The organism is Mycobacterium sp. smrl_JER01 (genome assembly GCF_048513595.2).
Lineage (GTDB): Bacteria > Actinomycetota > Actinomycetes > Mycobacteriales > Mycobacteriaceae > Mycobacterium.
Window position 1 is genome coordinate 5,166,215 of sequence record NZ_JBLXXK020000001.1, and the last position, 12,761, is coordinate 5,178,975.

Annotated in this window: 12 protein-coding genes; 5 read left to right on the top strand and 7 right to left on the bottom strand. The window is 64.8% G+C overall.

Annotation, left to right across the window (positions count from 1 at the left end; all coding sequences use genetic code 11):
• Positions 1-161: 161 nt before the first annotated feature.
• Entirely contained in the window at positions 162-1,886 is a 1,725-nt protein-coding gene (locus ACNUDN_RS24270; protein WP_419124269.1) for a hypothetical protein, read from the bottom strand.
• A gap of 1,064 nt (positions 1,887-2,950) precedes the next feature.
• Complete coding sequence (locus ACNUDN_RS24275; protein ID WP_498450166.1) at positions 2,951-3,208, bottom strand: hypothetical protein; 258 nt, start codon at positions 3,206-3,208, stop codon at positions 2,951-2,953.
• Between ACNUDN_RS24275 and ACNUDN_RS24280 the strand changes: the two genes are divergently transcribed.
• A complete protein-coding gene (locus tag ACNUDN_RS24280) occupies positions 3,186-3,806 on the top strand; it encodes a hypothetical protein (RefSeq protein ID WP_498450167.1) in 621 nt (206 codons plus the stop codon). The genes ACNUDN_RS24275 and ACNUDN_RS24280 overlap by 23 nt on opposite strands.
• A gap of 180 nt (positions 3,807-3,986) precedes the next feature.
• Entirely contained in the window at positions 3,987-4,751 is a 765-nt protein-coding gene (locus tag ACNUDN_RS24285) for a LamB/YcsF family protein (RefSeq protein WP_419124272.1), read from the top strand.
• Here ACNUDN_RS24285 and ACNUDN_RS24290 read toward each other — a convergent pair.
• The gene (locus ACNUDN_RS24290) at positions 4,748-5,080 is read right to left on the bottom strand and encodes an ArsR/SmtB family transcription factor (protein WP_419124273.1); all 333 of its coding nucleotides are present in this window, start codon (positions 5,078-5,080) and stop codon (positions 4,748-4,750) included. The genes ACNUDN_RS24285 and ACNUDN_RS24290 overlap by 4 nt on opposite strands.
• Before the next feature lie 100 nt (positions 5,081-5,180).
• Here ACNUDN_RS24290 and ACNUDN_RS24295 point away from each other — a divergent pair, with 100 nt between their 5' ends.
• Together ACNUDN_RS24295 and ACNUDN_RS24300 are read left to right on the top strand one after the other, a co-directional pair.
• Positions 5,181-6,371: an MFS transporter gene (locus ACNUDN_RS24295; protein ID WP_419124274.1), complete on the top strand. Its 1,191-nt coding sequence runs from the start codon at positions 5,181-5,183 to the stop codon at positions 6,369-6,371.
• A 90-nt stretch (positions 6,372-6,461) separates the two neighbouring features.
• Complete coding sequence (locus ACNUDN_RS24300) at positions 6,462-6,821, top strand: hypothetical protein (protein WP_419124275.1); 360 nt, start codon at positions 6,462-6,464, stop codon at positions 6,819-6,821.
• Between the two features lie 19 nt (positions 6,822-6,840).
• Here ACNUDN_RS24300 and ACNUDN_RS24305 read toward each other — a convergent pair whose 3' ends face one another.
• From ACNUDN_RS24305 to ACNUDN_RS24315, 3 genes are read right to left on the bottom strand one after another with little or no spacing between them, the layout of a single operon-like run.
• Positions 6,841-7,614, bottom strand: a complete 774-nt coding sequence (locus tag ACNUDN_RS24305; RefSeq protein ID WP_419124276.1) for an ABC transporter ATP-binding protein — start codon at positions 7,612-7,614, stop codon at positions 6,841-6,843.
• On the bottom strand, positions 7,614-8,705 hold the full coding sequence (locus ACNUDN_RS24310; RefSeq protein WP_419124277.1) for a FecCD family ABC transporter permease: 1,092 nt from the start codon (positions 8,703-8,705) through the stop codon (positions 7,614-7,616). Before ACNUDN_RS24310 ends, ACNUDN_RS24305 begins: the two co-directional genes overlap by 1 nt.
• Positions 8,702-9,739: an ABC transporter substrate-binding protein gene (locus ACNUDN_RS24315; protein WP_419125292.1), complete on the bottom strand. Its 1,038-nt coding sequence runs from the start codon at positions 9,737-9,739 to the stop codon at positions 8,702-8,704. The genes ACNUDN_RS24310 and ACNUDN_RS24315 overlap by 4 nt, the downstream gene beginning before the upstream one ends.
• 68 nt (positions 9,740-9,807) lie before the next feature.
• On the opposite strand from ACNUDN_RS24315, the gene ACNUDN_RS24320 reads away from it, so the two are divergent.
• On the top strand, positions 9,808-10,572 hold the full coding sequence (locus ACNUDN_RS24320; RefSeq protein WP_419124278.1) for a class I SAM-dependent methyltransferase: 765 nt from the start codon (positions 9,808-9,810) through the stop codon (positions 10,570-10,572).
• A 37-nt stretch (positions 10,573-10,609) separates the two neighbouring features.
• On the opposite strand, the gene ACNUDN_RS24325 is transcribed toward ACNUDN_RS24320, so the two are convergent.
• The gene (locus ACNUDN_RS24325; RefSeq protein WP_419124279.1) at positions 10,610-12,757 is read right to left on the bottom strand and encodes a heavy metal translocating P-type ATPase; all 2,148 of its coding nucleotides are present in this window, start codon (positions 12,755-12,757) and stop codon (positions 10,610-10,612) included.
• Between the last annotated feature and the right edge of the window lie 4 nt (positions 12,758-12,761).

The following is a 12,761-nucleotide window of genomic DNA, read 5'->3' on the forward strand; positions in this document are numbered from 1 at the left end:
GCCTCAACACTGTTGTCAGTCACGGGATTCACTCACCTTCGAATTCGATTGCTACACACTTGCCAACTACTGCACTGGCCGGGACACCACAACGCGGGCGTCAACTGAGTCCGATGTCGACGCCCGCGCCGGGCTACCACTGCTCTGGTTCTATACCGGCGTCAGCTCTCGTCGGCACTGCTGGAATGGCTGTGATCGTGGTCATGGCCGCCATCGCCATCGCCATCGCCATCGTCATCGCGATCGTCGTCATCATCGTCGCCGTGATCGTGATCGTGATCGTGATCGTGCGCGAAGATGGCGTCGCGCCCGGCTTCGCCGTCTGCACCCGGCAGCGAGTTCGCATCATCGATGCCCTCGGCGTCGCCACCCTTACCACCGCGACCGCCGACGCTGGTGATCCCGCCGTTGCCACCGCGGCCACCGGCTCCACCTTTGGCAGTGCCTTCTGGCGCCTCGGCGTCCCCTCCGCGGCCACCTTCGCCGGCAACCCCGTGGACCGACGACCCACCGCCCGCACCACCGTCGCCGGCCGTGGCATCGCCGTGCCAGGCAAAAGCACCGCTTCCGCGGCCACCTTCACCTCCCTCGCCCCACGCGGTCTCGCCGGCATCTCCGCCGCGGCCGCCGGTCGCGGAGCCGACACCGAACGAGCCGGGGATGCCGGAGTCGTCGATCTCGCCTTCATACGCTCCACCACCGTCGCCACCGTTGCCGCCGTTGCCGAACACGGAGTTGCCACCCCTACCCCCGCTTCCGCTGACTGTCCGGCCTAACGACGAAACATCCTCGGGGAATTGCACTTCCACCGCCGGCTCGGCGGTCGCAGTCTGCTCGTGCTCGTGCTCGTGGTCATGACTGTGGATGACATCGGCAACCCCGCCGGCTCCGCCGTTGCCTCCCTCACCGAAGAAGGCGCCGCCGCCGTCACCGCCCCGACCGCCAACCGCGCCGACACCGACCATCTGGCCGTCGACGACCAGGTAAACGCTCGCCGTCGACGCACTGCCTCCCAGACCGCCCGCACCGCCGTCGCCAAACATGCCGGCGCGGCCGCCTGCTCCGCCCACCCCACCTGTCGCGGCACCGCTATCGGCGTTGGCCCAGCCGCCGTTTCCGCCGATCCCGCCGCCACCGGCCAGAGCACCGCCACGTCCACCGGCGCCGCCGGCACCGCCGATGACCGGTGCGTCCGGATGCTCCTGACTGCTGACGCCGATTCCACCCGCGCCACCGTTACCGCCTGTTCCGATGGCGAACATCGCGTTGCCGCCTTTGGCACCGTTGGATGCGGCGAAGAACGTGCCGCCGTGATCGTGGTCGTGGTCGTGGTCATGGTCATGGTCGTGGTCATGGTCATGGTCATGGTCATGGTCGAGCGGCTCCCACCTTCCGCTCGTCTCGTTCTTGACGTAGTAGCCGGCGTCGAGTCCCTTGCCGCCGTTCCCGCCATTTCCGCCGAATAGGCCGCCGTTACCGCCTTTGGTCGCTTGGACGACCAGACCATCGACCCCGATGTACGCGTCGGTTCCGTCGACGCCGTTGCCGAGAAGCCAGCCGCCCTTGCCGATCATCCCGAAGGTCTGCCGCGCGTCCATGTTGAGGAGCCAGTCCGCGACCGTCGTCGGAGCGTCGAGAGCAGCGCCCGCGAACATCGACGGCGTGTTCTTGTTTCCGTTGCCTTCGTAGTTCCACAAGGACGGATAGACGATCGGCGGCTGCCACGGCTTCGTAGCTACGCTTTCCGCGTTCTCCGACAGCGGTTTCTGATCCGTCGTCAAGGTATAGACGATCGTCTTGGGTTGCGGACCGCGGTCGAACGATTGTGACGGGTCGGGCACGAAGGCGTCGGAATGGGCCAACATCATGGCTGCAGTTCCGACCACGGCGATTCCGCCTAGCATGAAGGGCATTACGGGCCAAACCCGAATTCCCCCGCTTACTGCCTGCCCCTCGGCCATACCCTGGCGATACTTGGACATCTGCGTAGTTCCCTCGCTAAACATTGTGCGACTCCTGGGCTCCCCAGATTTGGGAAGGTAGCAGCTGAGTCCCGCTGTTCCTACCCATAAGCAGATGCGACACCTCGGTGATCAGGACGCTTGCGCAGGTCGAAATATCTTCACATGCAGCACTTCTCATGCAAATTCAACCGAGCTCCCCCGATTTCACACATGCCCCTTTCGCTATGAGCCCTGGTTACACACCTGCTCGGCCGTTAATATTTGGAGTTCGCGATAGGTACCGTCAGTCGTTGCGAGTAGCGTTGTTCACCAGTCAATTTGAACTGACCTGGGCACGTTTATGACTAATATCACAGTGCGCCCGTCCTGGGATCGGCGAGCGCAGCTTACCCATCGGAATAGTCGAATATCGCTATGCAACAGCGCTTTACGCTGATCCGACACCGCCGTTACGACATGTCAGACAGCTCTCGCCATTGTTCACGAACCCCACGGTCAGGCCGCGGCGCCGCGGTTCGGTCCATTCTTCAACGTGTCATTAACGGATCGCGCGAGACACCTCTGGGGCCGCTACCATCCAGAGCCCGTGGGTAAGGTTTATCGCTGAGCGGTTCTCTGCCCCAAACATCCCTTACCATCAGCGCGAGCCGCTGACCACCGACACTCCCGGACGAGCCAGTTCCCGAAATACGAATAGCTACAGCACAATTGGGAAACTCGGACGGGAAAAGCCGCTTAGCGGCGACCGCGCCACAACCTGCCCATCACACCCGACGCCGCTCCGGCAGTGCCGACAAACCAACGGCCGGCCAGCGCCAGCGCAGCGAGCAGAGCTACGAGACCGCTCCACACCAATGGCGTTGTCCAAGAGGTCGGTTCCACAGCCGGTTGCGACGTAGGGAAGCCCTGGGCGCGATCCGCGACGGCTCCGTGCTCGTGGTCATGGTCATGGCTGTGGCCATGACTGTGGTCATGATCGTGATCGCCTAGACCGTGCGCATGGTCATGCCCCGCCGCACCGTGCTCATGATCATGTCCACCAAGACCGTGCGCATGGTCATGCCCCGCCGCACCGTGCTCATGATCATGTCCACCAAGACCGTGCGCATGGTCATGGCCACCGCCGCCATGGTCATGATCGTGGCCACCGCCGCCATGGTCATGATCGTGGCCACCGCCGCCATGGTCATGATCGTGGCCACCGCCGCCATGGTCATGATCGTGGCCACCGCCGCCATGGTCATGGTCATGATCATCATCCCCACCATGGTCATGATCGTGATCATCATCCCCACCATGGTCGTGATCATCATCCCCACCATGGTCATGATCGTGATCATCATCCCCACCATGGTCATGATCATCATCCCCACCATGGTCATGATCGTGATCATCATCCCCACCATGGTCATGATCGTGATCATCATCCCCACCATGGTCATGATCGTGATCGTCGCGGTCGCGGTCGCGGTCGTTCTGCGAAACGGTATTGCGGCCTGCGCCGGTGACTGTCGAGCGGCTTGCGACGTCATCGTCGCGATCGCGGCGGGCGACGGCTCGCGGGCCGGCGTCGGATTCGCTGGCGTCCCGGCCTACCGCAGACTTGCTCCTGCTGCCGGTTGGGGCACCGCCAGAACGGCGGGAGTCGACGCCGCCTGCTTTGTCCGTGGAATCGGTGCCGCCCGAACTCAACGGGACCATCGGACGCTGCACACTCATCAGTTTGACCAACGGCTGCCCAGGCGGGAGCTCGCGCACAGCAACAAAAATACTTGCAGGAGAATGGATTTCGCCGATCACACCACCGGGAGAGACATATGCTCCCGCGAGTACAGCCGCTGAGGACGCCGCCCAAATCAACCGATGCCGTCCGCGCACGCCAAACCCCGTTCCCAATCTGTGTAAGAGCTGTGCGCCAGACACTAATGAAAATGATATTCATTAGCAACTGGGTCGACCACCACGCAGACCAGAGAGCACGGTCCCGAGTGGCGAGCGGGACCCGCGAACTAGGCTGGCGTCGTGTCCGCAACCCGCGTCGATCTCAACGCAGACCTCGGTGAGGGATTCGGCGTGTGGACCCTCGGCGACGACAACGCGATGCTCGACATCGTCACGTCTGCCAACGTGGCATGCGGATTTCACGCGGGCGACCCCACCACGCTGATGAAAGTGTGTCGGGCGGCCGCCGCACGCGGCGTACGGATCGGCGCTCAGGTCAGCTACCGCGATCTGGCGGGCTTCGGCCGGCGCTTCATCGACGTCAGCAGCGAAGACCTGATGGCGGACGTGATGTATCAGATCGGGGCTCTGTCCACCCTCGCGGCGGTGGCCGGCTCAACGGTCTCCTACGTCAAACCGCATGGTGCTCTTTACAACTCGATCGTCACCAACCGGGCGCAGGCACATGCTGTCGCGCAAGCGGTGCAGGCGGTCAATCCCGACCTACCGGTCCTCGGCCTCGCGGGATCGGCGTTCTTCGCCTCGGCCGATGAGTTGGGACTACAGACCGTACCCGAGGCATTCGCTGACCGGGCCTATCGTCCTGACGGGCAGCTGGTGTCGCGCCGGGAACGACATGCGGTGCTCCACGATGTGGACGAGATCGCCGACCGCGTCGTCTCCATGGTGACCGCCGGCCGGGTGACCGCGGTCGACGGTTCGACCGTGCCGGTCACCGTGAAATCGGTCTGCGTCCACGGAGACACACCCGGTGCCGTGCACATCGCCACCGTGGTACGGGAACGACTGCTCAATACCGGCGTGCAGCTCACGCCGTTCACTTAGCCGCCGGCTTCCCTGTTGGCGGCACCCACGATGCTGTCAAGCAAGCCGGGCAACGCAGCCTCCACCTCGTCGCTGCGCAGCCGCTGATAGATCAGGCCATCGACGACAAGACGCTCGGTGAGGCCCGCCTCTCGCAAGATCTTGAAGTGGTGGGTCGCCGTCGACTTGTTGATGCCGTCGTAGAGCGCACCGCATTGCAGCGGTGTCCCGGCATTACGCAGCCGCCGGATGATCTCCAGGCGCACCGGGTCGTGCACCGCGGCGAGCACCTGCTGCACCGGCCCGACCGGCTGCACGACGGATGCTGCGGAGAGGACCTTCTCGGTCACGGGAATATCTTTCGGCCTGCGTAGTTTGATCTCTGTCGAACCGAGCGTACCGTCAACTGGGTTCGATGTCCGTCAAACCGCCCCCGGAGGTGAACCCGCAGTGGTAGCACTCGACAGCACGATCGTCCAGCCGCAGCGGTGGGCGTATCCGCTGCTGCTCGTTCTCAGCGGCGTCGCTCTGGGCGTGTCCGGGCTGCCGGCGCCGTTGTACGGGATCTACGAGTCGAACTGGCACCTCTCCCCCCTGGCCACCACCATCGTGTTCGCGGTATATGCCGTCGCCGCACTGGCGGCGGTGCTCGTGGCGGGCAGGATCTCCGATGTCGTCGGCCGTAAGCCAGTGCTCATCGGCGCTCTGGTTGCTCTGTTGATCGGACTCGGAGTGTTTCTGGTCGCCGACAGTATGGCCACGCTGCTGCTCGCCCGCACCATCCATGGCGCGGCCGTGGGCTCGATCGTGGTGGCCGGCGCTGCCGCATTGTTGGATCTGCGGCCCGACCACGGCGTGCGGGCCGGGCAGCTCAGCGGCGTCAGTTTCAACATCGGAATGACCGTAGCGATCCTCGGGTCGGCACTGTTGGCGCAGTACGCGCCGCACCCCCTGCGCACGCCGTACGCGGTCGTTGCGGTGATCTGTCTGATCGTCGGCGTGGGTTTGCTGGCCTTGCGCGAACCGCACACGGCGCGCACCCGCGGCCCCATCAGAATCGCCAGGCCCGCAGTGCCTCTGGAGATCCGTGGCGACTTCTGGTTCTCCGCGCTGGGCGCGATGGCCTCGTGGTCGGTGCTCGGCGTGCTGTTGTCCCTCTATCCGTCATTGGCCGCGCATCAGACCCACATCGACAACCTCGTCTTCGGAGGCGCAGTCGTCGGCACCACCGCGTTCGCCGCGGCGCTCGCGCAACTGGCAGCGACCCGAATCCCGGCGAGGTACGCCGCCATCATCGGTGACGCCGGGATGGCGGTGTCACTGCTGCTCACCATCCCAGTGTTGCTCACCCACCAATGGCAATTGGTGTTCGTCGCCGCGGCACTCCTCGGAACGACGTTCGGTCTCGGTTTCGGCGGATCGTTGCGTCATCTGTCTGACGTGGTCCCCGCGGGGCGACGCGGCGAGACGATGTCGGCGTTCTATCTGCTCGCCTATTCGGCAATGGCGGTGCCCACGCTCATCGCCGGCTGGGCCGCCACACAGTGGGAGCTTGCGGCCGTATTTCCCTGGTTCGCAGTAACTGTCGCCGCCGCCTGCATCGGGGCTGCGATCGCGGGCATGCGCAGTATCCGAGCTTGAGGCATTGCGTGCATCCCTGACGACCGCTGTTGATCACTGAATCCAGACGTGCGCCGGTGGGTTGGCTTCGCTCCTTGTTACCGTGGGCTCGTGATCGTCACAGGTGCCTTTCTCGCCGAAACCGCCTCGGTTGTCAACAACAAGCTTGACGTCCGCGGAGGAGTCGTCGACAGATTCATCGCGCGGCCCGACCGGATCGCCATGGTCACACTGGTTGTTCTTCTTCAGCCCCAACCGTTCGACCAGGCCCCCGTCGTCGACGTCACCATCAGCACGCCCGCCGGAGAGCCGCACCGATTAGTTCTCGATGTTCCCCAGAACAGTCTCGGCGGTCGGATCGGCTTCTTCTGCGCACCAATCCGTCTGCCCGTGCCCGTCGACGGTGACTACGTTTTCTCGATCGCCACACACCAGGGATCGCTGAGCCTCCCCCTCTCCGTCACCAGCTAGCGATACGAGTGCGGCATGTCTACGTCCTCGCCCGCAGGAAGGAAACCCGAACTGCGCCCGATGCGCTGTCATCGTCGATGGACGCCTCGACTTCGTACACCCGCGCCATCAGCTCGACAGTCAGCACGTCTTCCGGGGGACCTTCCGCTGCGACGCGGCCACCGTCGAGCACCACGAGATGGTCACAGTAGCGTGCTGCCAGATTGAGATCGTGGAGTGCGATCACGCACGTCGCTTCGATCGAGTTCAGCAGCTCCAACAGCTCGATCTGGTGCCGGATGTCGAGGTGGTTTGTGGGCTCGTCGAGAAGAATCTCTTTCGGGGTTTGAGCGAGCGCACGGGCCAGTTGCGCACGCTGTCTCTCACCACCGGACAGAGTGTGCCAGCTGCGGTGCTGGATCCCCGCGACATCGACCTTGGCGAGCGCATCATCGACCATCTCGTTGTCTTTGGCCGTCAGAGCGTCGAATCGTCCTCGAAACGGGATGCGGCCGAGCTCGACCACCTGTCTGACGGTCAGGTCGACATGGGCGACCGAGTCCTGTTCGACCACCGCGAGCCGGGTCGCAATGTCGCGGCGCCGCAGGCTGCGCAGATCGTGACCGTCGTGGCGCACCGTGCCGGATTGCGGGACCATCAGTCCGGCAAGAACTCGAAGCAACGTCGTCTTGCCAGATCCATTCGGCCCGAGCAGGCCGACGAGTTGACCCGAGCGCGCTTCCAGGTTGACGTCCGAGAGGATGCGACTGCCTTTGACGGTCAGCGAGACTCCGCGCGCGACAATGACTCCCATCAGGAACTCACCCTGCGCAGCACGATGGCGAAGGCAGGTGCCCCCAACAGCGCGGTGATGACACCGACCGGCAGTTCGTGGGGCGAGAATGCCGTTCGAGCAAACGTATCCACCCAGATCAGGAACACCGCGCCGACCACGGCGGACATCGGCAGTAGGCTGCGATGCATCGGCCCGATCAGGATGCGTACCACGTGCGGTATGAGCAGGCCGATGAAACCGATTGCGCCAGAGGCTGCCACGGCCGCGGCGGTCACCAACGCGCTGAGGATCATCAGCCAGAACCGAGCGGTGACCACGTTGACCCCGAGGGCTCCGGCAGCGTCCCAACCGAAAGTGAACGCATCGAGTGCGGGAGCGAAGAAGTAGATCGCCACCACGCCGACAATGACCGTGATGCTTGCCAGCGCCACCGGCTCCCACCGTGCTCCTGCCAACGACCCAAGCAGCCAATAGGTGAAGCCTCGGGTCGAATTGGCATCGCCGCTGACCATGAGGATCACCGATGTCACCGCGGCGAAGAACTGAGAGACCAGCACCCCGGTCAGGACCACCCGGGCCGGATTGGCCACCCGGCCGCCGCCGATCAGGGCGAGCAGCACACCGAAGGACGCCAGGGCTCCGACGAAAGCGCCCGCCGACAGTGTCAGTCCACCGCCGATCCCGAGCAGAAGCACCGCGACGGCTCCGGTGGATGCACCGGATGAGACGCCGAGCAGATACGGATCGGCCAGCGGGTTGCGAGTCACCGACTGCAGTACGGCACCCGAGACGGTCAGCGCGACACCGACGACCCCCGCGAGGAGCACCCGCGGCACTCGCGACTGCCATACGAGGGCGTCAAGTAGTGGCGGAAGTGGTTCAGTCGGGGCGAGAGCGCCCAATCCGAGGTGCCGCAGGATCGTCGAGAGCACCTGCAGGGGGGTAACGTCTGCGGTGCCGACCATCGATGCCGCGACCACCGAGAACACAAGTACGACAACGGCAGTGATGAGTCCGACGATCGTCTTTGCCGACCCGGCACGTCGGAATGTCGACCCCGCCGGTGCTCGCGGCCGGCCTGACGCGGCTTCGAGTGTCACGTCGGTCATCGGAGCCCGACGATGCCCTCAGCCAGAGCCGGGACTGCATATGCGCTGTTATAGCCGGGATCCATGTAGCTGCCCGGTATCACCACGAACTGGTCGTTTCGGACCGCCGGCAGTTCTCTGGTCAGCGGATCGGATTTGAGGAGCTCAATCTTCTCCTGCGCGGTGTCGCCGGGTTCACCGCGGGTCAAATCTGCCAGCACCATGACGTCGGGATTTCGCGCCGCGACCTCGTCCCAACTGACCTCCGGCCATTTCGTAGACGCGTCATCGAAAATGTTCTTCACCCCGACAAGCTCCGACACATACTGCGGCAGGCCTCCTGGCCCGGCCGCGTACGGCGTACCACCGAAGGTGGAGTAGAACCACATCACCGTGGGGCTGCCTTCGATCCCCCGAGCGGTATCGACTCCGCGATCGATGACCGCCTGTTGATCTGCTACCAGCTGCTCACCTCGGGTGGGTACGTCGAAGATTCGGGCCATGTCGCGGTACTCGTCGAAAAGCAGCTCGAAGCTCGCGTTGGGTACAGCCACGTGATAGGAGCAGTCGAACTCCGTAAGGTACGTCGGCACGCCGAGACGATGCAGTTCCTCCCGGCTTCCCGATTGCTCGGCCGTGAGGAAACTCGCGAACGACGAGTAGACGAAGTCGGGCTGTGCATTCAACAGGGCCTCGTGTTTGATCTCCTGACCGTGCGCCGAGAGCTGTGGAATCGCGTCATACTGCGGAGCGATGTCCTCGCTGATCTCTTCGATCTCGTATCCCGTTCCGACCACACGGTCCCCTACGCCGAGGCGTAGGAGAATCTCGGCCGCCGTCTGATTCAGTGTCACGGCGCGCTGCGGTGGCGCCGGGTACGTCACCTCGACACCGCAGTTCTCCAGGCTCAGCGGGTAATCCACGATTCCTTCACCTTGTGCCCCCTGCGCGCTCTGCGCCTCAGGTGCTGCAGCCTCGGTACCGTCGGCGGCGCAGCTGGTCGCACCGAGGGCGAGCACACCGGTAGCACTGATGGTAATGATTTTCATTATCATGGCCACGGCATGAGAGTAGCCCAGTCGGGCTCCGCAGGTGGCGGGAGCCCACGACGAAAGGACGCCCTGTGAGCGCGGTAGTGTCAGAACAGCTCATCGACGAGCTCATCGATGCGTGGGAGCGACAGCAGAGCGCATACGTCCGGAATCGCTCTCAGCGGTTCGATGTCATCCTGGACACGACGGCCTATGCGCGTCCGGACCTGACCACCGTCCTCGACATCGGCGCGGGACTGGGCTCATTTTCGAAGCTCATCCTGCAGCGCTTCCCCGAGGTGAACGTCATCGCCCTGGACTACGACCCGGCACTTCTGGAGTTGGCTCGACACAACCTGCGGGACTACTCCGATCGCCTGTCTGTCATCGAAGCCGACCTGCGTGACCCGTCCTGGCCGGACGCGCTCGGTATCGCGAAGCCCGATATCGTGGTCTCCAGCACCGCCCTGCACTGGCTACCCACACCGGACCTGATTCGTCTCTATCAAACCCTGGCCACCGTGCTCGACACACGCGGACTGTTTTTCAACGCCGATCATCTGTCGCATCCGGTGGGTGCGGTCCTGCACGCGGTGAGCACGCGAGACGACCACGAGCACCAGCAGGCAGCCTTCGGTCAGGGCGTCGCCGACTGGGATGGTTGGTGGAACACCTTGCGGGGCCTCGCTGGATTCGCCGAACTGGTCGCCGAACGTGACCGCCGGTTCGGCGACGCGCCCGAAAACCTGGACACCACAGCGGCGTTGCACACAGAGGCGCTACGGGTTGCGGGATTCACCGAGACCGGCACCCTGTGGCAGTACCTCGACGACTATGTCGTTTACGGCGTGAAGTAGCCGGCGTTCCATTCGACCGCGGACCCGGGAGGCGGTGCTAGCGCCCGTCCTCGACGAGCTCATAGCGGATCAAGCGGGAACTGTTGGCCACCACGGCCACCGACGACGCATTGTGCAGCACCGCCGCCAACACCGGGGACAGCGCACCGCCCGCCCCGATCAGCAGCCCGATCGCGTTGACGGCGATCGACATCGCATAGTTCTGCCGGATCACGTCCACCGCGCGACCACCCAGATCGCGCACATCAAGCAGACGTTGCAGATCATCGCTGGCCAGCGCCACATCGGCGGTCTCGACCGCGACGTCGGTGCCGCCGAGGCCCATGGCGATTCCGATGTCGGCCTCCGCCAGGGCCGGAGCATCATTGACACCGTCGCCCACCATCGCCACGGTATGGCCCTGATCGCGCAATTCGCGGACGGCGGCCAGCTTGTCTTCCGGGAGAACCTCAGCCCGCCACTCGGTGATCCCGAGTTGCTCGGCGACTGCTGCGGCGGCGTCGGGATGATCGCCGGTGAGCATCACGATGCGGCGAACGCCGTTGGCCCGCAGCTGATGAAGCACCGACGCCGCCTCCGGGCGGATCTCGTCCCGCAGGCTGATCAGACCGATGAGCTTGCCGTCCACTGCCAGCAGCAGTGGCGTCTCGGACTGTTTGCGCAGATTCTCGACCCACTCGGTGGCCTTCTTGGTCACCCGCACCTTCTCCTGGCGCAGCAACGACGGGCTGCCCAGCAGCAGTGTGCGCCCGTCGGCCCAGGTCCGCATGCCGAGCCCGACGAGCACCTCGCACTCTTCGTGCGGCGGGATCTCGATATGCCGCTCTTTGGTGGAACGAATCACCGCTTCGGCCAACGGGTGCCGCGAGTGGATCTCCGAACTCGCCGCATAGGCCAATACCTGCTCCGGCTCCCAGTCCTTATGGAAGGCGACGAGATTCGTGACGACCGGTCGACCCAGAGTCAGGGTTCCGGTCTTGTCGAACACCACCGCATCGACTCGCCCGGCCTGTTCCAGATGCGACCCGCCCTTGATGAGAATGCCACGCCGCGCGCCATTTCCGATCGCCGCACTGATCGCGGTGGGAGTGGACAGCCCGACCGCACAAGGGCAGGCGACGAGCAACATCGTCATGGCGCGACGCACGTCGCGGGTGACGAGCAGCGTCGCCGCCGACAAGAGGAATGAGGCCGGCACGAAGCGGCGGGAGAAACTCTCACCCACCGTCTGGATCGGCGCCCGGTGCTGCTGAGCCTCTTCGACGCGCGAGATGATCCGACCGATCGTGGTATCGCGGCCGACGGCCTCGGCCCGCACCACCAGGCGACCACGGACCACCACCGAACCCGCGAAGACCCGCGCCTGCGACGTCACCGCCACCGGCAGGTTCTCACCGGTGATCGCCGACTGATCGACGATCGCCTCGCCGTCGACGACCAGGCCGTCGACGGGGAGCGCCACCTGATCGTGGATCACCACCTCGTCGCCGATCCGCAGTTCGTCGGTGGCCACCTCCACCTCGGTACCATCGGCCAGCCGCACCCATGCCGTGTCCTGGTTTCCCTGCAACAGGTTCGCGATCGCACGGCGGGTACGCCGCAGCGTCAGATCCTGCAGATACTCGCCGATGTTGAGCAACCACAGGACGGTCAGTGCGACGACGTTCTCCCGCAGCACCAGGCTCGCGATCGTCGCGGCGCTGACCAGGACGTCGGTCCCCGCCGACCGCCCGCCGCGCAATGTGCGCAGGGCGCCACGCAGGAACGGATAGCCGGTGAAGATCGTCACGCCGGTCGCGGCAACACGACTGGTCGGCCCGAGCAAGGGTGGACGGGCGAAGACGTAGCGCCGCACTCCGAGCAGCACCAGCGCGGTTCCGCCGACCGCCATCCGCAGCACATCGGCGTTGGTGACATCCGCCGACCGTGGCGCGCGCTTGGGCACCAGGTCTTTACTCACCTCAGATGCCGAGTCGATGGCCTCCAGCACCGCGGCGTGCTCACAGCGTTTCGGCGAGTACCACACCACCACCGAAGCTGTACGCGGATAGGCGTGCACCGCCCGCACACCGGGCACCTGCTCGACGGCATCCTCGATCGCGACTGCGCGGACAGCGTCGTTACGGAACCACGGAGCCTGCAAGCGCATTCGGCCCGCGGCATCGGAAACGACGGTCAGGGCCACCACG

What these genes read in the sequence shown, in the direction of transcription:
- ACNUDN_RS24275 (WP_498450166.1), bottom strand. Translation starts at nt 3,208, where the DNA reads ATGACCATGGCGGCGGTGGCCACGATCATGACCATGGCGGCGGTGGCC.
- ACNUDN_RS24315 (WP_419125292.1), bottom strand. Translation starts at nt 9,739, where the DNA reads ATGATAATGAAAATCATTACCATCAGTGCTACCGGTGTGCTCGCCCTC.
- ACNUDN_RS24305 (WP_419124276.1), bottom strand. Translation starts at nt 7,614, where the DNA reads ATGGGAGTCATTGTCGCGCGCGGAGTCTCGCTGACCGTCAAAGGCAGT.
- ACNUDN_RS24310 (WP_419124277.1), bottom strand. Translation starts at nt 8,705, where the DNA reads ATGACCGACGTGACACTCGAAGCCGCGTCAGGCCGGCCGCGAGCACCG.